Source organism: Candidatus Palauibacter scopulicola, from assembly GCF_947581915.1.
Classification (GTDB): Bacteria; Gemmatimonadota; Gemmatimonadetes; order Palauibacterales; family Palauibacteraceae; genus Palauibacter; species Palauibacter scopulicola.
This window is the reverse complement of record NZ_CANPWG010000047.1, coordinates 67725-86558: the sequence shown is the minus strand read 5'-3', so window position 1 is coordinate 86558 and position 18834 is coordinate 67725. Positions and strand designations below refer to the sequence as shown.

At 70.6% G+C, this 18834-nt stretch carries 16 protein-coding genes; 6 read left to right on the top strand and 10 right to left on the bottom strand.

Features of this window, described 5'->3' with window-relative positions; translation table 11 throughout:
* Positions 1–184 precede the first annotated feature (184 nt).
* Complete coding sequence (locus RN743_RS09300) at positions 185–1633, top strand: carboxypeptidase-like regulatory domain-containing protein (RefSeq protein ID WP_310779316.1); 1449 nt, start codon at positions 185–187, stop codon at positions 1631–1633.
* Between the two features lie 11 nt (positions 1634–1644).
* Here the strand turns inward: RN743_RS09300 and RN743_RS09295 are convergent, their stop codons facing one another.
* A complete protein-coding gene (locus RN743_RS09295; RefSeq protein ID WP_310779313.1) occupies positions 1645–1986 on the bottom strand; it encodes an SPW repeat protein in 342 nt (113 codons plus the stop codon).
* Between the two features lie 80 nt (positions 1987–2066).
* The gene (locus RN743_RS09290) at positions 2067–4415 is read right to left on the bottom strand and encodes a heavy metal translocating P-type ATPase (RefSeq protein ID WP_310779308.1); all 2349 of its coding nucleotides are present in this window, start codon (positions 4413–4415) and stop codon (positions 2067–2069) included.
* Between the two features lie 123 nt (positions 4416–4538).
* Here RN743_RS09290 and RN743_RS09285 point away from each other — a divergent pair, with 123 nt between their 5' ends.
* Both RN743_RS09285 and RN743_RS09280 read left to right on the top strand, forming a co-directional pair.
* Positions 4539–5207, top strand: coding sequence for a hypothetical protein (locus tag RN743_RS09285; protein WP_310779305.1), 669 nt, complete (start codon positions 4539–4541; stop codon positions 5205–5207).
* Between the two features lie 3 nt (positions 5208–5210).
* Positions 5211–6710 carry a sodium:solute symporter family protein gene (locus RN743_RS09280; RefSeq protein ID WP_310779302.1) on the top strand — a complete coding sequence of 500 codons (1500 nt, stop codon included), beginning with the start codon at positions 5211–5213 and terminating at the stop codon, positions 6708–6710.
* Positions 6711–6731: 21 nt separating this feature from the next.
* On the opposite strand, the gene RN743_RS09275 is transcribed toward RN743_RS09280, so the two are convergent.
* Positions 6732–7796: a potassium channel protein gene (locus RN743_RS09275; protein ID WP_310779299.1), complete on the bottom strand. Its 1065-nt coding sequence runs from the start codon at positions 7794–7796 to the stop codon at positions 6732–6734.
* Positions 7793–9403 carry a DbpA RNA binding domain-containing protein gene (locus RN743_RS09270; RefSeq protein ID WP_310779296.1) on the bottom strand — a complete coding sequence of 537 codons (1611 nt, stop codon included), beginning with the start codon at positions 9401–9403 and terminating at the stop codon, positions 7793–7795. The genes RN743_RS09275 and RN743_RS09270 overlap by 4 nt, the downstream gene beginning before the upstream one ends.
* Positions 9404–9637: 234 nt before the next feature.
* Here RN743_RS09270 and RN743_RS09265 point away from each other — a divergent pair, with 234 nt between their 5' ends.
* Entirely contained in the window at positions 9638–11008 is a 1371-nt protein-coding gene (locus RN743_RS09265) for a sodium:alanine symporter family protein (protein ID WP_310779292.1), read from the top strand.
* Positions 11009–11032: 24 nt separating this feature from the next.
* On the opposite strand, the gene serA is transcribed toward RN743_RS09265, so the two are convergent.
* Both serA and RN743_RS09255 read right to left on the bottom strand, forming a co-directional pair.
* Positions 11033–12643 (bottom strand): phosphoglycerate dehydrogenase, encoded by a 1611-nt coding sequence (gene serA / locus RN743_RS09260; RefSeq protein ID WP_310779289.1) that lies wholly within the window; start codon positions 12641–12643, stop codon positions 11033–11035.
* Positions 12644–12670: 27 nt separating this feature from the next.
* On the bottom strand, positions 12671–13771 hold the full coding sequence (locus tag RN743_RS09255; protein ID WP_310779286.1) for an alanine--glyoxylate aminotransferase family protein: 1101 nt from the start codon (positions 13769–13771) through the stop codon (positions 12671–12673).
* A gap of 122 nt (positions 13772–13893) precedes the next feature.
* Here RN743_RS09255 and RN743_RS09250 point away from each other — a divergent pair, with 122 nt between their 5' ends.
* Together RN743_RS09250 and RN743_RS09245 are read left to right on the top strand one after the other, a co-directional pair.
* A complete protein-coding gene (locus RN743_RS09250) occupies positions 13894–14157 on the top strand; it encodes a hypothetical protein (RefSeq protein WP_310779283.1) in 264 nt (87 codons plus the stop codon).
* Positions 14158–14159: 2 nt separating this feature from the next.
* Complete coding sequence (locus tag RN743_RS09245; protein ID WP_310779281.1) at positions 14160–14435, top strand: hypothetical protein; 276 nt, start codon at positions 14160–14162, stop codon at positions 14433–14435.
* Between the two features lie 278 nt (positions 14436–14713).
* Here the strand turns inward: RN743_RS09245 and RN743_RS09240 are convergent, their stop codons facing one another.
* The 4 genes from RN743_RS09240 to RN743_RS09225 form a co-directional block, all read right to left on the bottom strand.
* Positions 14714–15631, bottom strand: coding sequence for a cobalamin-binding protein (locus tag RN743_RS09240; RefSeq protein WP_310779280.1), 918 nt, complete (start codon positions 15629–15631; stop codon positions 14714–14716).
* The gene (gene moeB / locus RN743_RS09235; protein ID WP_310779278.1) at positions 15631–16818 is read right to left on the bottom strand and encodes a molybdopterin-synthase adenylyltransferase MoeB; all 1188 of its coding nucleotides are present in this window, start codon (positions 16816–16818) and stop codon (positions 15631–15633) included. The genes RN743_RS09240 and moeB overlap by 1 nt, the downstream gene beginning before the upstream one ends.
* A 7-nt stretch (positions 16819–16825) precedes the next feature.
* Positions 16826–17491, bottom strand: coding sequence for a ribulose-phosphate 3-epimerase (gene rpe / locus RN743_RS09230; RefSeq protein WP_343219013.1), 666 nt, complete (start codon positions 17489–17491; stop codon positions 16826–16828).
* A 96-nt stretch (positions 17492–17587) separates the two neighbouring features.
* Positions 17588–18814, bottom strand: coding sequence for a glycine C-acetyltransferase (locus tag RN743_RS09225; protein WP_310779274.1), 1227 nt, complete (start codon positions 18812–18814; stop codon positions 17588–17590).
* Positions 18815–18834: the final 20 nt, after the last annotated feature.

Below are 18834 nucleotides of genomic sequence, written 5' to 3'. Positions count from 1 at the left end.
GTGATACATCTAACAATACATCAACAACTTGCGAGTTTGCGGACGAGAACTAGCTAGGAGACGTTCCCGCGGGAACGTGAGGTCCGGCGGTGCTACTCGCACCCGCCGCCCGCAGGTGTCAGATTTCGATCCGGAGCAGGGGAGGAAGGGGAAGTTCGGGGCAACTCGAGAGGGAGGTTGAACGATGGGCGCCAGTGCGACAGGCATCGCGCGGTCGTGCGGGCGAGGCGTGACGCGGCGGTTGGCGTTCATGGCGTTCGCGCTGACCGCCGGGTGGCCGATGGCGGCCGCGGGGCAGGAAGCGGGCCGGGTGGCGGGCGTGGTCCGCGCCGAGGACACCGGCGTGCCCGTCGAGGGCGCCGCCGTTCGGCTGGCGGGAGGGGACGTCGCAGTGGCTGAAACCGTTACGGGCGCGAGCGGCGCCTTCTCCTTCGACGGCATCGCGCCGGGTGAGTATGTGCTCGGCGTGCGGCGCATCGGGTTCGCCGCGTACAGCGTGCCGCTGGAAGTGGGGCCTGACGAGCCGGCCCCGCTCGATGTGCGGCTATCGCTGGACCCGGTCGCGATGGAACCGCTGGAAGTGGATGTCGAGGGCCGGCCGCTCCGCTTGGTCGAGACGGGCTTCTACGATCGGCTGGAGGAGGGCTGGGGCACGTACTTCGAGCCGGAGTGGATCAGAACCCAAAGCGCGGGCTTCACCCGGTTGCCGCACTTCCTGTCAAACCTGCAGCAGCGTGCGCCCCTGTCCCGCTGTCCCACGGTGCAGGTCTGGTACGACCGGAAGTTCATCGGCGAAGTGTCTGGCTGGGGGACCAGCAAGCCGGCGTCGATCAATCCGGCCGGCACGTACCAGTCCCCTGTGGGGCCGGCCGCGTACCTGTTGGACGAACTGTCCGTGACGGATCTGGGTGCCGCCGAATTCTACCAGCCTTCGTCGCCGATCCCGCTCTTCGCGCTCAACGACATCACGATCTACTGCGGCGTCATCATCCTGTGGTCCAACTGGATGGCGCAGTTGGGGGGACACGTGCCGCAGATCGACGTAAGGCTCTGCGAGCCGGTCGGCGGTGTCGGTGCAGTGACGCTGGACGGGATCGTCGAGGACCGGCTCACCGAGGTGCGGCTGCCGGCGGCCCGCGTACGGGCGTCGTTCGCGCGGGCCGACCAGGCGGGGTCACTCCCCGAAACCGAAGTGCGGTCCGACTCGACCGGCCGCTTCCGGCTCTGCGATCTCCCGTCGGGCACTGATGTCACACTGGTGCCCTCGTACGGTCCCCAACCGGGCGAGGTCGCCACTCTCCGCGCCGAACCCGGCGCCGCGGCGCGCCTGGTCGTCCCCGTCACGATGCCGGGATCGGTCGCCGGGCGGGTCGTGAACGGGAACACGGGGCGGGGGTTCCCGGCCGTGCCCGTCATACTGGTCGGCACCGACATCCGAGTCGTGACCGATGCTGCCGGCCGCTTCGCGATGGAGGACCTGCCGCCCGGCTCGTACCAGGTGCGGGCCGACTGCGGCGGCTTCGGGTCGCCGACGCCGCGGGTCGTCGTCTCGGAGGCCGGGCAGGCCCGCGTCCTCCTCGTCCTCGAGCCCGAAGACCGCTCCGGCCGGGACTTACGCCGCTGCGACAACTGACACCGCCGGGGTCAGGCGGTGCTGGGGACCTCGTCGGAGTGTTCGATGCCCGCTCCGCCCATCGCGGTGCCCGTGCCTACGGTGATGACGCCGAAGATGAGGTCGTTGAACAGGGCCTGGGCGTTGGCGAGATATCCGTGGATGAAGGGCGACAGCATGCTGTAGGCGCCGAGGGCGATGAGTCCCCATCCGCTGATCCGGTTGATGCCGAGGTTGAAGGTGATGGTGACGACGAGGATGGAACCGCCGAGTACCACGCTGTGCCACCACAGGAAACCGAACGGGTATCCCCAGATGAACGGGGCGCCCAGGAACCAGAGTCCCAGCGCGAGACCGACCCAGCGTGACGCCATCGAACCTCTCTCGGAAGAAACCGGATGAACCGTCGAACCGGCGCCTATGATGCGCGCCGGAAGGGGCAAAGGCAACGTCGCTACAGGCGGGTGCGGCGGAGGCGGTTCGCGTTCGTGACGACGGAGATCGAACTCAGGGCCATGGCGGCCTCCGCGAGCACGGGGTGGAGAAGGCCGAGGAAGGCGACGGGGATCGCGACGACGTTGTAGACGTAGGCCCAGAAGAGGTTCTCGCGGATCTTGCGGAAGGTGGCGCGGGAGAGCTTCGTCGCGCGCAGCACGGAGCGCAGGTCGCCCTGCACGAGGGTGATGTCCGCGGCTTCGATCGCGATGTCGGTGCCGGTGCCCACGGCGATGCCGACGTCGGCCGCCTTGAGCGCCGGGGCGTCATTGATCCCGTCGCCGACGAAGGCCACGGTGCGCCCCTCGGCGCGGAGTTGCCGCACGGCCTCGACCTTGTCGGCGGGGAGCAGCCCGGCCCGGAAGTCGTCGATGCCGAGATGCTCGGCGACGGCGGCCGCCACGGCTTCATGATCGCCGGTGAGCATCACGGTCCGGAAGCCGCGGCGGCTCAGCTCGAGGAGGGTTTCCCGTGCGTCGTCCTTCACCGGGTCGGCGATCGCGATCGCGCCGAGCAGCCGCCCGCCGGCGGCCACCCAGGCGATCGTGCGCGCGGCGTCGCGGAAACGCCGCTCCACCTCGGCGATGTCCTCCTCCGCGATGCCCTCCTCGCGCAGCAGCCGCGCGCTCCCCACGGAGACACGCTGGCCATCGACCTCGCCCACGATGCCCATCCCGACCCGGGCCTCCACGCCGCTGGCACGGGAGAAGGGGATGCCGCGGCCGCGCGCCTCGTCGACGACGGCGCGGGCGAGCGGATGTTCCGAGGCGTCTTCCACTGCGGCGGCGAGCTCGAGCAGCCGGGCCTCGGCATCAGCCGCGCTCGCATCGGCCGGACTCCCGTCGTCGATCGCCGCGCGCGCCGGATCCACCGCCGGACCGGCGTGCACGAGAACGTCGACCACGCGGGGGGCGCCGCGGGTGAGGGTGCCGGTCTTGTCGAAGACGAGGGTGTCCGCCCGGTCCAGCGTCTGGACGGCGGCTCCGTCGCGGATGAGGACGCCGCGCGTGGCCCCGAGGCCGGTGCCCACCATGAGCGCCGTGGGGGTGGCGAGTCCGAGCGCGCAGGGGCAGGCGATGACGAGCACCGCGACCGCCGCGTAGAGCGCGAGCGAGAGGCGGCCCAACTCGGGGTTCACCCACGGGATGAATCCCGACGCCCAGCGCGCGGCGTCCGTGAAGATTCCGGGCACGACGAACCAGCCCGCGAAGGCCGCCAGCGCGACGACGAGGATGACGGGCACGAAGATGGCGGTCACCCGGTCCGCGAACTCCTGGATCGGGACCTTGCTCGCCTGCGCCTCCTCCACGAGGCGGATGACATTGGACAGGAAGGTGTCCTCGCCCACGCCCGTCGCCCGCACGCGCAGCGCCCCGGAGTGATTGACGGTCGAACCGAGGACGGAGGACCCCGGTTCCTTCTCGACCGGAATCGACTCTCCCGTCGCGAGCGACTCATCGACCGCGCTCCTCCCATCGAGGACGACGCCATCCGTGGGGATCTTCTCGCCCGGGCGGATGATCATCACGTCGCCCACCGCGACGTCGCGGGTCGGGATCTCGAGTTGGGCGCCCTCCCGCTCCACGCGGGCCATCGGCGCCTCGAGCGACAGCAGCGCCTGGATCGCCGACGAGGACCGCCCGCGCGCCTTTGCCTCCACGTAGCGGCCCGTGAGGTGGATGGCGGCGATCATCGCGCCCACCGGCGCGAAGTTCATGATCATCGGGGCGAACCCGAGCACGTGGAGGACCGCCCACGCCCCCGTGAGTACGGAGACGCCGGCCCCGAGCGCGATGAGGACATCCATGTTCGGCGTGCGGCCCCGCGCCGAACGCCACGCGCTGCGCAACGTCGGTCCCCCCGGCCCGGCGAGGACGGCGGCCCCGAGCAGCGTGACGCCCAGGTCGAAGACGAGGGGCGATGGCCAGCGCAGGCCCGCGAACATCTCCGGCAGCATCCACACCATGGCCGGGACGGTGAGCGCCCACGCGGTCCACATGGTTTTCCGCGCCTCGCGCGAGCGGGCTTCCGCCTCCGCGAGGCGCGAGCGCTCCGCCTCTCCGCGGTCCACGTCCGCGATGGGTTCGATCTCGTAGCCGGCCCCTTCGACGGCCGCGGCGAGTTCCTCGAAGCCCACGTCCCGGGTGAGCGTCAGCGTCGCGGATTCGGCGGGCAGGCTCACCGCAGCCTCCACGCCGTCGACCGCGTTGAGGCTCCTCTCAACGGAGCCGACGCAACCGGCACAGTGCATGCCGGAGATCCGATAGGTCCTCCGCTCAGGGGTCGGTGTGGCGGTCGATCCGTCCATCGTCATCCTTCCGCCGCTAACGGCGTGAGATCCCTTCCCCGGCGGTGGCGGCGTTTTGCCGGGGGCTGCTAGTGTACTGTCGCACAAACCCAGGAGTCACCGAGCTACACTAGACGCGGGGCCATGTTCAGAAAACTCAGGCAGATGGTCGACGAGGCGCTCGACCGGATGGAGGCGAAGCAGCCCGGGGCGTCCGAGGACGACATCGACCGCGTCATCCGCGCCATGCGCCAGGAACTCGTCGATACGCGGGCGCGGATCTCCGAACTCGAGGGGCTGCTGGAGTCGCAGGTGCGCCAGGCCGACAAGGAAGGGGAGGCGGCCCGCGTCGCCGAGCGGCGCGCGGCGAAGGCCGCGGAGATCGGGGATGCCGAGACGGTGGAGGTCGCGAACCGGTTCGCGGCGCGGCACCGCCAGCGGCTCGAGGTGCTCGTTCTCAAGGCCGAGGGGACGCAAGCCGAACTCCAGCAGCAGAAGGCCGAAGCGGCGCAGGGCGCGGAACAGTTGAAGAGCGCCATGGCGCGGCGGGATTCGCTCAGCGTGCAGCAACGGCGCGCGCAGGCGATCCAGCACTCCTCCGACCGGCTCGACTCGGTGGATGCGTTCGACCGCATGGCCGAGAAGATGGAGGGAAAGAGCGACCTCGACGACGCGCGCCGCCAGGTGGACGAGGCGCTCGATCCGATGGCCGGCGCGCCGCAGCGGGACTTCGTGGCCGAGCGCGAACTGCGGGAGGCGCGGGCGGACGCGATGCTCGAGGAGTTGAAGCGTCGCATGTCGAAAGGGGAGTAGCGGATGGACCTGCTGACGATCGCCGTCTTCGGCTACCCGCTCATCCTCATCGGGATCGGCGTGTGGCGCTCCCGGCAGATCAAGAGTCACGCGGACTTCATGGTGGCGGGCCGGAACGTGCCGGTGGCGCTCCTCGTGGGGACGCTCATCTGCACCTGGATCGGCTCGGGGTCGCTCTTCGGCGGGGCCGGGCTGGCCTACCGCACGGGGATCGCGGAGCTGTGGTTCTCCTTCGGCGCCTGGGTCGGGCTCCTCGTCGCCTTCTACCTGGCGCCCCGCGTGCGCTCGATCGCGAAGTACACCGTCCCGGACCTGCTCGAACAGCGCTACAACGCGGCGGCGCGTATCCTCGGCACGGTCGCGATCATCCTCGCCTACGTCACGATCGCCGCCTACCAGTTCCGGGGCGGCGGCTGGATCCTGAGCATCGTCACCGACGGCGCGATCTCGCCCACGACCGGGATGATCATCACCTGCGTCACGATCGTGGCGTTCACGGCGCTCGCCGGGATGGTGTCCATCGTCTCCGTCGATCTCCTGAACGGGATCATCATCACCCTCGGCATCGTCATCGGCCTCCCCTATCTCGTGTTCTCGAACGGCGGGGTCGGGGAGATCGCGGCCGCACTGCCGGAGCAGCATCTCACGATCCTCGGGGGACACAACGTGCTCTGGGTCATCGGCGTCGCGATGCCCACCTTCCTGCTCATCCTCGGCGAGAGCGGGATGTACCAGAAGTTCTTCTCGGCAAAGGACGCCGGGTCGGCCAAGAAGGCCGTGGTCGGCATGTTCCTCGGGGTCGTCTTCATCGAGACGACGCTGGCGCTGATCGCGATCGTGGGCCGGGCGGTCTTCCCGGAACTCGCGGACCCGGAGCAGGTGTCTCTGGTCGGCCGCGCCGCGTCGGAGACGATCATCCTTCACATCGCCGCCAACGGGCTGCCGATCGTCGGGGGCGCGATTCTCCTCGCCGCGGCGGTCGCGATCGTGCTCTCGACGGGCAACACCTTCCTGCTCGTGCCCTCGACGAACGTGAGCCGGGACCTCTACGAACGCTTCGTGGATCCGGACGCGAGCGAAGGGCGGAAGCTGGCGCTGCAGCGCCTGTGCGTCGTCCTGTTCGGCGGGCTGGGGCTCGTGCTGCTGACGCAGTTCGACACCGTGCTCGCGATGGCGCTCTACGCGTATTCCCTCGTCGGGGCGAGTCTCACGCCTGCGCTCCTCGCCGCCTTCCTGTGGCGCCGCGTGACGCCGCAGGGTGGCGTGGCGTGTATCGCGGGTGGACTCGGAAGCATCGTGGGGATCGCGCTCCTGTCGCGGTTCGGTGTGGACTTCACCGCCACGATCGGGGGGACCGCGTTCGACTTCGCTTCCAGCGACTACATCGTGATCCCCGGCGTCCTCATCTCGCTCGGACTCCTGATCGTCGTGAGCCTCCTCACGCCGCCCTCGCCCGAGGAGAAGTGGCGGCCCTTCTTCCAGGAGAATCCCGAGAAGCTCTGAGCGGCGGCTTTGCTTCGGAGGTCAGCTCAGGAAATCGCGCAGTTCGTCGAAGCTTGACGGAGGTCCGAGCACCACGAGATCGTCGCCGGCTCGCACCTTCACCTCCGGGCCCGGGTTGTAGACGAAGCCCTCGGCGTCGCCGCCCGCTCCGCTTCCGCGCCGGATCGCGACGACGAGCAGGCCCGTTCTGGCGTGGATCTCCGCCTCGGCCAGGGTGAGTCCGGCGACCTCGGACGACTCGCGCACGGACACCTGCTCCAGAAGGAGTCCCATGCCGCCGGCGTCGCCGGGGGTGTCGAAGTCGACGAAGAGCGTGAGGTCGGGTCGCAGGACGAGCGAGGCCATCTGGATGCCGCCGGTCGAGTTCGGGGTGACGACGCGGTCGGCGCCGGCTTTCCTGAGCTTGCTCACCGCGTCCTCGGAGCGCGCCCGCCCCACGATCGTGAGATCCGGGTTCAGTTCGCGCGCCGCCAGACACACGAACGCGTTGTCGGTGTCCGCGCTCAGCGAGGCGATGAGCCCGCGCGCCCGCTCGATCCCCGCCGCAACGAGGGCGTCGTCATCGGTCGCATCCCCCTCGATGACCAGCGCGTCGGCGTCGATCCGGCGTACCTCCTCGATCTGCGCGGGGTCGCGTTCGATCGCGACGTAGGGGGTCCCGCGCGTGACGAGCCGGTTCAGCGCGGCCAGGCCGGTGCGGCCCGCCCCGCACAGGATCACATGGTCCCTGCGGCGGTCGATCCTCTTCATCGTTCTTCGCCTCTTGAAGGACTGGGTCAGGTTCATCTCGAGGAGGGTGGCGGTGATGAGGGCGAACCAGATCGCGAGCGTGATGATGCCGCCCGCGATCATGAGACTCGCGAAGATGCGGCCGCCATCCGTGAGCGCCCGGATTTCGCCGTACCCGACCGCCGAGACCGTGATCACGGTCATGAAGAATGCGTCGGACAGGTCGTACTGGGGCATGAGGGCGAAGCCGGTCGTTCCGATGAGCGTGAGGCTCACGGTGAAGAGGACGGCCCCGAAGAGGCGGCCTTCGAACCGGCTGAAATCGAACAGGCGCCGCGTGAGGCCCCTCCGCCTCATCGCGCCCCGCGGTCCAGGCGGGCCACGACCTGGCGACCCTTGATCCGGCTGCCGTCGAGGCCGCGGACCACCGCATCGGCGGCCAGCGAGTCGATGTCGACGAGGGTGAAGTTCTGCCGGATGTCGATGCGCCCGATCTGTCCGCCCGCAACGGAGGTCTCGCCGGTGATCGCGCCGACGAGGTCGCCGGGACCCGCGCCGTCGCGCTTGCCGACGCCGACGAAGACCTTGGTCCACGTGGGGCGAGTCGCGCGCCGGGCGCTCCTGTCGGGCGGCGCGGTCGCGGCGTCGCCGGGCGGTGCGTCGGCGGGCGCGGCTTCGCGCGCCCCGGTGGCCGGCCGGTCCGCCGCGCGGAGGAGTCCGGCGAGAGCGGCGGCCACGCGCGCGGCGCCGTGCTCGCGGATGAGAGGGGCGAGGAGGAGCGCGCCGCTCGCGAGGTCCTGCTGCTCCAGCGCGTCGGCGACGCGGGCCCGGAAGGCGGCAACGTCGTCCATGAGCGCGGGGTCGGCGGACTCGGCCAGGGGGGCGACCCGCAGCCCGGCCCGCAACGCCGTCAGCTCGAGCTGCCGTTCGTGCAGCGAGTCGACGATGGCGAAGCAGCGCTCGGCGGCGGCCGCCGTGCGGGCGAGGGACTCCGGCGTCGGCGGCAGCTCGAACGCGACGGCATTGGCGGCGGGGTCGGCCTCGCCCCACGCCCCGACCCGCACCGCCGCGCCGCCGTCGGTCTCGGCCACGTCGCCGTCGGTTTCGGCCGCGCCGTCGTTGCTTTCGGCGGCGCCGTCATCCGTTTCGGCCGCGCCGGCTCCGTCGGACCCGGTGACGCGCAGCCCGGCCAGCGAGAGCGCGGCGCACACATCGGCGACGGCGTCGGGGGCCGTCTCGACGCTGACGGCGGCCGCCGCGCCGTCCCCAGTGAGGTCGCGGAGCAACTCGGCCAAGCGCGCCAACCGGCCCTCGCGCGTCGCCCGGCTCGCGACGGCGACCGGAGTGCCCGCCGCCCCGCCCGCCTCCGGCCTCCCGGCCCGCGGTTCGGCGAACAGTTCGTTCGGCCACCGGCGCGCGCGCGGCAGCCAGCGCTCGACCAGCTCGTCGAACGCCGCATCCCGGGCATGGGTCGTCGCGATCCGCCGAGCCCTGTCGCCCGAGGCCTGCACCACGGCCTCGACGGCGGCCCGCGCCGGCTCGAGCGCACGCACGTCATCGAGGACCAGGGTGCACAGCACCGCGGCCGGGATGTCGCCCCTGCGCACGCCCTCCAGCAGCACCGCCGGTGGCCCGACCAGGATCGGCGCCCGCGCCACCGCCCCGCCCGCGGCGCCCGGCACGACCACGACCTCGTGCCCGGCCGCCCGCGCGGCGGCGTGCATGCCCAGCGCGCAGCGCCGCGCGCGGTCAACGGTCGCGGTAAGCACGAACGCGCGCCCCCCCGCCTCGCCGGCGGCGAGGTCCCGCACGGCGGCGGCCGCGTAGAGCGGGGCGAGGCCCGCTCCCTCGGCGGCGATGAGCGCGAGGTGGCGCCCCCGCTCGATCGCGCCCGAGAGGGTCTCGAGCGCCTCCGCCTGCGGTGGGACCGTTCCCGCCGCGGGCTCCGACTGGTCATGGTTCAAGCGCGAAATCCCGGGAAACGAAGTGGACAAGGGGTCGTGCGCGGGCCTTCGCCCGGCGGCAGGAAGGTACGCAAGCCGTCCGTCCGTCCAAAGTGCGGGCCCACCGGCGGGAACCCCGCGCAGGTCCCGTTACGTTGACGGCGGCTCGGCCGCGCGTCTAACGTCACGGTCCGCCCGCCGTGGTTGCCCGGCGCGACCGTCCGGCGCGCTCTCCCCGATGACCTCCAGTACGAGGTGACAGCGATTTCCGCAGCTGACGCGGGGTTCTTCCACGGAATGCTGGAGGCGATTCAGGCCTGGGTGTGGGGCGTCCCCCTCATCATCCTCCTCCTCACCACCGGCCTCGTCTACACGCTGCTGCTGCGGGGCCTCCAGTTCCGCCGGCTGGGGCACGCGCTCTGGCTCGCGCTCGTCAAGCGCCGCGAACCGGGGGGCGAGGGCGACATCTCGCACTTCCAGGCGCTCATGACCGCCCTGGCCGCCACGGTCGGCACGGGGAACATCGTGGGCGTCGCGACGGCCATCGGCGCGGGCGGCCCGGGGGCGCTCTTCTGGATGTGGGTCACGGGACTCCTCGGGATGGCGACGAAGTACGCGGAAGCGGTGCTCGGCGTCCGCTTCCGGGAGACGGACGCCCGGGGGGAGAAGGCGGGCGGCCCCATGTACTACCTCGAGCACGGCCTCGGACGGGGCAGCATCGGCCGGGGCCTCGCGATCGCCTTCGCGCTCTTCGCGACCCTCGCGGCCTTCGGCATCGGCAACGGCGTCCAGTCGCAGGCCGTGGCGGACGCGATGAACGAGTCGTTTCACGTGCCGCACTGGGTCATGGGACTCGTCACGGCGTCGGCCGTCGGCCTCGTCATCGTCGGGGGGATCCGGTCCATCGGACGGGTGGCCAGCGTCATCGTGCCCGCGATGATCGTCCTCTACATGGGCGTCGCCGCGATCGTCCTCATATCCAACGCGGCACAGATCCCGGCGGCCTTCCGGCTCGTGTTCGAGCACGCGTTCGGGGGGCAGGCGGTGGCCGGCGGGGCGCTCGGCTACACCGTGCTCCAGGCGATGCGCTTCGGCGTCGCGCGCGGGATCTTCTCGAACGAATCCGGACTGGGCACGGGCGCGATCGCCGCCGCCGCGGCGCAGACGCGCGAGCCGGTGCGGCAGGCCCTCGTCTCCATGACGCAGACGTTCATCGACACCATCGTCGTCTGCACCCTGACGGGCCTCGCGATCCTGACCTCGGGTGCGTGGCAGTCGGGGGCCGAGGGCGCGAACATGACGCAACTCGCCTTCGACACGAGCCTGCTCGCGGGCGCCGGGGACATGGTCGTCGCGCTCGGCCTCGCGACCTTCGCCTTCAGCACGATGCTCGGGTGGTCCTACTACGGAGAGCGAAGCTTCGCCTACCTGTTCGGCGAACGCGTGATCCGTCCCTACCGGCTCGTGTTCGTGCTCGTAGTGGGTTTCGCCGCGGTCGTCGAACTGGATGTCGTGTGGCTCATCTCCGACATCCTCAACGGCCTCATGGCGGCCCCGAACCTGGTGGGACTCCTCCTCCTCTCCGGCGTCGTATGGCGGGAGACGCGGAGCTACTTCAGCCGCTAAGCGGCTTTTCCACGGTCTGCCAGGTCAGTCGAAGTGGATCTGGCGGACTTCGTCGATCCCGTCGAGTTCGCTCAGGCCGCGCAGCACTTCGGGAGGAACTTCTCCGTCGATCCGCACGACGCCGAGGGAGCGCCCCCCGCCGCGACGGCGCGCCAGGTGGTATTCGGCGATATTCGCGTTCGCTTCGCCGAGCACGGTGCCCACGGCGCCGATCACGCCCGGCCGGTCGCGATTGCGGATGAAGAGGCAGGTGCCGCGCGGCTGCGTGTCGACGCGAAACGTCCCCACGCGCACGATCCGCGGTTCCATCCGCGTACCCATCAGCGCCCCGCCCACGACCTCCGTCTCCCGCCGGCCGTACCGCACGCCGAGTTCGACGTAGTTCGTGTAGTCCCCCACGGCCTGCGTGCGGACGCGCACGATCTCCAGACCGCGCTCGCCCGCGATCGAAAGCGCGTTCACGACGTTGAGCGGCGGGTCGACCCGGCGTTCCAGAAACCCCACCGCCACGCTCGCCGCGAGGGGCCCGAGGACGCCATCGCGCGGCCCGCCGTAGCGGACCTCGATGCGACTCGGGGCCGCGTCGTCGAGTCCGGCCAGCAGGCGGCCCAGGCAGCGGCCCAGGTACATGATGGGTCCCGCTCCGTCACGGTCCTCGGCCTCGAACGGGGCGTTGAGCGCGGCGCTGAAGTCGTCCTCGATCAGCGCGTTGCGCACGGAGATGGCGATCTGCCGGGAGACCTGCCGCTGGGCTTCGAAGGTCGAAGCCCCGAGGTGGGGACTGAGCACGAGTTGCGGCAGGTCCCGCAGCGGACTGTCGGCGGGGAGCGGCTCCGTCTCGAACACATCGAGCCCGGCCGCGCCCAGATGGCCGCTCCGCAGCGCGTCGGCCAGCGCGGCCTCGTCGACGAGCCCGCCCCGCGCCGCGTTGATCAGGATCGTGCCCGGCCGCATGGCCGCAATCTCCCGGCGACCGATGAACCCGCGATTCTCGGCCGAGAGCGGGACGTGGACGGTGATCGCGTGGCACGCGGGCAGCAGCGATTCGAGGTCCGCGAGTTCGACCCCCAGGTCGCTCGCCCGCTCGGCGCTCACGAACGGATCGTGGGCGATCACGCGCATCCCGAACGCTCGCGCCCGCCACACGACTTCCGCCCCGATCCGACCGAGCCCGATCACTCCCAGCGTCTTGCCGCTGAGCTGGATGCCGCGCAGTTCCTTGCGCCTCCATTCCCCCGCGCGGATGCTCGCGTCCGCCTCCGGAATCCGGCGGGCCGCCGCCAGGAGAAGCGCGAACGCCAACTCGGCGGTCGACTGGGTATTCGCGGCCGGGGCGTTCAGCACCGCGATCCCGCGGCGGGTTGCGGCGGGGATGTCGATGTTGTCCACCCCGACGCCCGCGCGACCGATGACCCGGAGCGAATCGCCCGCCTCAATGAGCTCCGTATCCACCTTCGTGCGGCTGCGCACGATCAGTCCCGACGCGCCCGGCAGCGCGCCCAGCAGCGTTTCGCGGTCCCCCTCGCTGAGGTCTTCGACGGCGAGTCCCGGAGCGGCACGCAACGTCTCGAGCCCCTCCGGGCGAAGGGGGTCCGCGATGAGAAGGCGCTGGGTATCCCCGGCCGATTCGCTCACGGCGTCTCGCTCACTATTGGGGCTATATCACAGAACTTCGTCGAGGACGGCCAGGAGCGCCTCCAGCTCGTCGAGCGTGTGTTCGCCCATGTGTCCGATCCGGAACGACGGCTGTTTCAGGGGCCCGTAGCCCGCCGCCACCGTGTACCCGTGCGCCAGCGTACGGGAGACGACCTCGGGACCCGTCAGACCGTCCGGAAGCATGATGACCGTTACGCAGGGCGAACGGTAGCCTTCCGGCGCGAGCACGCGCCACGGCCGGCCCGTGCGCGCGGCCGTCCGGTCCACCCATTCGTACGTCCGGCGGGCCATCGCGGCGTGACGCTCCCAGCGCGCCTCCAGCCCTTCCTCCATCATCCGGTTCAACTGCCGATCGAGGGCGAAGAAGAGGGAGACCGCGGGCGTGTTCGGTGTCTGCCAGCGCTCGAGGTTCTTCTCGAACTTGAGGATGTCGAAGTAGAAGCCCCGGTGTTCGACCTCCCTCGCGCGGGCAAGCGCCCTCTTGGACGCGACGGCCAGCGCGAGGCCCGGGGGCAGCGCCACTGCCTTCTGCGACCCCGTGAGAACGAAGTCCAGTCCCCACTCGTCGGTTTCCACCGGCGCCCCGGCCAGGGATGAGACCGTATCGACGGCGATCAGCACGTCGTCGAACTCGTGGACGACGGCGGCGAGTTCCTGCAGGGGATTGAGGACGCCGGTCGAACTCTCCGAGTGGACGACCGTCACGAGGTCGTACCGGCCAGGCGCCGCGCCGAGCGCGTCGTGCAGCCGCTCCGGCAGGTTCGGCTCGCCCCACTCCGCCTCGAGCGCGTCCGCGGGGCGCCCCGTCGCTTCGGCGATCGCGTGGAACCGCTTGCTGAACGACCCGTTCGTGAGACAGAGGACGCGGCGGCGCGTGAGGTTCGTGATCGCCGCCTCCATCATGCCGGTGGCGGACGAGGTCGACAGATACACCGGGCGCGACGTCCGGAAGAGCCGCGACGCGGACGGCTGCATGGCTTCGACCAGGCCCGAGACCTCGGCGCTCCGGTGCCCGACGACGGGTCGCCGCATGGCGTCGAACAGATCCGGGGGGACTTCGGTCGGGCCGGGCAGAAAGAAGCGGCCGAACGAGATGGGCGGGTTCATGGCGGGAGATGGTATCGCTCCCGGAGGCCTGTCGCCAATCGTTCGCGCGAGGCTCGCGCCGCCCTCGGTTGACGCGCCGCCGGGGGGGCAAGATTATCCGGCCCGACCAGGGGGTTCTCCACATGCGATACGTCACGATCACCGACCTGTCCCCGGAAGATGTGCTCGACCGTGCGAAGCGCTTCTTCGGGGAGCACTCCAGGCTTGAGGTTCACGAGGAGACCGATGCATCCGTGACCTTCGCCGGAGAGATCGGCCTCGCCCGTTTCGCCGTCGACCGTGCGGGCGGCCACACGAACGTCCGCGTGGAGACGGATCGCGTCGTAGGCCTCGACGTGACCGACCTCGCGAAGCGTTTCCTCTACACCCTCCGCAACGTCCACTGAAAATGAACGCCATCACGGTTCGCCTCATCATGCCCGACCGCTGGCTTGAGCACGTGGCCGACCTGCCGGCCGACACGACCGTCGCCGACGCGAAGGCCTTCGGCATCCGCGCGATGCTCCAGCGTTCCTTGGACGACCCCGGCGACTTCTACACCGAGTTCGCCGAGCGCCGCATCCGCGATGAGACGCGCACCCTCGCCGATGTGGGCATCGGGTCGCGCGGCGTCCTCTCGATCCGCGCCTACGACCTCGGCCACTACCCCCCCTTCCGCGGCTAGCGTCGCGGCACCGGGCTAACAGCTGGCCCCACGTTCCGAGGTCATTCGCGCCCCTGAGCCACTTCCACCATCATGTAGCATGACTTCCATGCATGATTCTGCCGGCGAACCACAACTTTCGGACCCGGATCGCCACCCCGCGCTCGCGGCCGTCGGACTCTTCCGCGGTACGCCTCCGCGGGAGGGGGAGCCTGCCTCCGATGTGGCGCGCGCCCATGACGAGTTCCTCGCCGATGCAGAAATCGCCTCGTGGTCTTCCGATCAAAGCGATGCAGCCGTCAGGCGGGAGGACTCCACGCGGCGGCGACCGCCGGATCGGGGGCGGGGAGGCGGTCGGGGTGGAGCAGGCCGCCGAGGATCTCGACGCCGGTGACGAAGCGGGGGCCGGAGCGGTTGAAGTAGGAGGAGGCGTCAACGACCCAGGCGCGGCCCTCGCCGACCGCGCGCGGAGCGACGCGTGCCAGTTGCTTCGCATGGGCGTCGGCATCAGCCCGCGCTGCCTCCAGGCCGTAACCGCAGGGCATGAGGAGAACCGCGTCGGGATCGAGGTCTCCGATCTCCCCCCACGACACCTCGCGGGAAGGCTGCCCCGCTTCGCCCGCCAGGTTCCGGCCGCCTGCGAGTTCGACCATCTCGGGCACCCAGTGGCCGGGCGCGAACGGCGGATCGAACCACTCGATCCCGAGCACCCTCGGCGGGTCGGCGTCCACCACGGCCGCCTGCACCGCGTCGAGCCGCCTCCGGAGCGATCCCCCCGCGTCCCGGGCGACGTCCGGATCGCCCGCGGCGCGCGCCACCTGCGTGATCGAGGCGAGGATGTCCTCGATCGTATGGGCGTCGAGCGAGACGACCTCGGCCTCGATCCCGCGCCCCCCGAGCGCCTCCTGCACCTCGTCGGTCGGCACGGCGCACACGTCGCACACGGCTTGAGTGAGGATGACGTCTGGATCGAGCCCTTCGAGGACGGCCCCGTCGATCTCGTACACGCTGCCGTGTTCGACCATGGCCTGTCGCACGGCGGCGTCGATCTCCCCGCTCGTGAGGCCCTCCGGGTCGAAGCGGGGGCGGCTGACGCGGGGACGGTCGAGCAGGTGCGGCGGGTGGTCGCACTCGTGCGAGATGCCGACGAGGCTCTCGCCGAGGCCGAGTGCGTCGACGATCTCGGTGCCGGACGCGAGGAGCGAGACGATGCGCATCAGTATTGCGGCATCGCGGGATCAATCTCCTCGGCCCAGGCGAGGATCCCCCCCGCGAGGTTCACGGCGCGGTCGAAGCCCACCGCGCGCAGGTACTCGACGGCGCGGTCGCCGCGGGGGCCCGAGCGGCAGTGGATGATGAGGGGTTCCGACGCGTCCAGGCTCTCCACCGCCTCCGGGAGCGTGGCGAGCGGCACGAGCCGCGCCCCCGCCTCCTCCAGGTTGCAGATCGCCCACTCGTAGTCTTCGCGTACGTCGATGAGCTGGAAACGCTCGCCGGCGTCGACCCGGCGCTTCAGTTCGTGTACATCGATGTCGAAGTCGTCCATCGCACTCTCCGATTCCGCGGCGCCGTCCGCCCCGCCGTCCGCCGCCGCGTCCGCCGTCCCGCCGCAGAAGCGCTCGTAGTCGATGAGTTCCGTCACCGTCGGCTCGGGGCCGCAGACCACGCACTCGGGGTCGCGGGCGATGTCCAGCGAGCGGAACTCCATGCGGAGCGCGTCGATGAGGAGCAGGCGCCCGGCGAGCGTGTCGCCGATTCCCGCCAGCCACTTGATCGCCTCATTCGCCTGTATCGACCCCACGATGCCGGGCAGGACCCCGAGGACCCCGGCTTCCGCGCAATTCGGCACGAGATCCGGCGGCGGAGGATCCCGGAACAGGCAGCGATAGCACGGGCCATCCGGCGCCGCGAACACCGACGCCTGGCCCTCGAAGCGGAGGATGGCCCCGTACGCGAACGGTATCCCCAGCATCACGCAGGCATCGTTCACGAGGTACCGGGTCGGGAAGTTGTCGCTCCCGTCGATGACGAAATCCCATCCCTCGAGGATCTCGAACGCGTTCCCCGATTCCAGCCGCGTATCGAAGGTCTCGACGGCGATGTCCGGGTTCAGTCCCGCGAGCCGGGTCCGGGCGGAGGCGAGCTTCGGCGTCCCGACCGCATCCGTGTCGTAGAGCACCTGGCGCTGCAGGTTGGAAAGGTCCACGCGGTCGTGGTCCACGAGGCCGAGCCGCCCCACCCCCGCCGCGGCCAGGTACAGCGCGGCCGGCGATCCCAACCCGCCTGCGCCCACGATGAGCACGCTCGAAGCCAGCAGGCGCCGCTGTCCCTCCACCCCCACCTCCGGGATGCTGACGTGCCGTCCGTAGCGGACGAGTTCGTCGCGGGAGAGGCCGCCGTTCATCCCGTCCTCAGCCGTGGGGCGCGAGCGCGTCGCGCAGCGCCGCCATGTTCGCGGCGATGCCGGGCGCCCAGCGGAAGACCGAGGAACCGGCCACGAACACCGACGCCCCCGCCGCGGCGCACACGGGCGCGGACGCGGGATCGATCCCCCCGTCCACCTGGATGGCCGGCGGAGCCAGCCCGCGATCCGCGGCCATTCGAAGCACCGTGGAAATCTTCGGCACCGCCTCGGCGATGAACTTCTGTCCTCCAAACCCCGGGTTCACCGTCATCACGAGGACGAGGTCCACGTATCCCAGGACTTCCGACAGCGTCTCCGCGGGCGTGGCCGGGTTGAGCGCGACGCCGGCGTAGCAGCCAAGCTCCCGGATCCGGTGCAGGTCGCCGTGCAGGTGGGCCGACACCTCCTGGTGGACCGTGAGCATGTCGGCCCCGGCCGCCGCGAACGGCTCGAGGAACTCGCCCGGGTTGTCGATCATCAGGTGCACGTCGAGGAAGGAGTCGGACACGGCGCGCAACGACTCCAGCACCGGCAGCCCGATCGTGAGGTTGGGCACGAAGTGCCCGTCCATGACGTCGAGCTGGAACCACTCCACGCCCGCCGCCTCCGCCTCGGCCACCTCCGCCCCCAGCCGCGCGTAGTCGGCGGCGAGGATGGATGGGGCGATGACCATCCCCCCCGGCATGTCCCGATTCAGTCCGCGCTCAGTCAAGATCCCATGCTCCCTCGCGATCCCATGCTCCCCGCAGCCTCCGTGGCGCCAAGGGCGTCAGATCAGGTGGAGCCGCTCTCCCACCTTCTTCAGGGCGGCGAGGGCGGCGTCGATGTGTCCGCGCTCGTGCGCGGCGGACAGCTGACAGCGGATCCGGGCCTCCCCGCGCGGGACCACGGGATACCCGAACCCGATGACGAACACGCCCTCGCGCAGCAGTTCGCGGCTGAGCCGGATCGCGTCCGCCGTCTTTCCGATGATGACGGGGACGATGGGCGTGCCGCCGGGAATCGGCTTGTATCCGAGTTCGATCAATCCCTCGCGGTAATACTCCGTGTTGTCGCGGAGCCGGGCCACGAGTTCCGGATGCCCCTCCAGGTGCTCGATCGCGGCCATGGCCCCGGCCGCCGAATGGCAGGGCAGGGCGTTGGTGAACAACTGGGTGCGCGACGCCTGAACGAGATAGTCGATGACGGCTTCGGAACTGGCCGTGAAGCCGCCCGCCATGCCCCCGAGCGCCTTGCCGAGCGTCGACGTGACGATGTCGACCTCGCCGTGCATCCCGAAGTGCTCGGGCGTCCCCCGTCCCGTGTCGCCCAGCACCCCCGTCGAGTGCGAGTCGTCCACGGCCATGATCGCGTCGTAGCGGTCGCACAGTTCCCGGATCTCCGGGAGCGGCGCGATCTCCCCTTCCATCGAGAAGATGCCGTCGGTGATGACGAGCCGGTGGCGCGCGTCGCGGCTCGCCTCGAGGGCATCGCGCAGCGAGTCCATGTCCATATGGTCGTAGATGAAGCGGCGCGCCTTGCAGAGGCGGATCCCGTCGATGATGCAGGCGTGGTTGAGCCGGTCCGAGATCAGGGCGTCATCCGCGCCCAGGAGCGGCGCGAAGAGACCCTCGTTCGCGTTCCACGCGGAGGTGTAGGTGAGCGAGGCCGGCGTCTCGAGGAAGTCCGCGATCTTCGCCTCGAGTTCGCGGTGGATGTCGAACGTCCCGCAGATGAAGCGCACCGAGGACGTCCCCGCCCCGTACTCGTCCACCCCGTCCTTCACCGCCTGCATCACGGAGGGTTCGTCGCACAGGCCCAGGTAGTTGTTGGAGCACATGTTGATGGTCTCGCCCAGACCATCGATGTCCACGACCGGAGCCTGCCGCCCCATGATGTGCAGCAGTTCCTTGTGAACCCCGTTCTCCCTCATCTCTCCTAGTTCGGAGACGAGGCGGTGCTCGAGGCCCCGGTTCACGTTCGACGTCATCCCATCCCGCTCCTCATACAGTGTCATGATCGCGTCTTCCCGCCCTC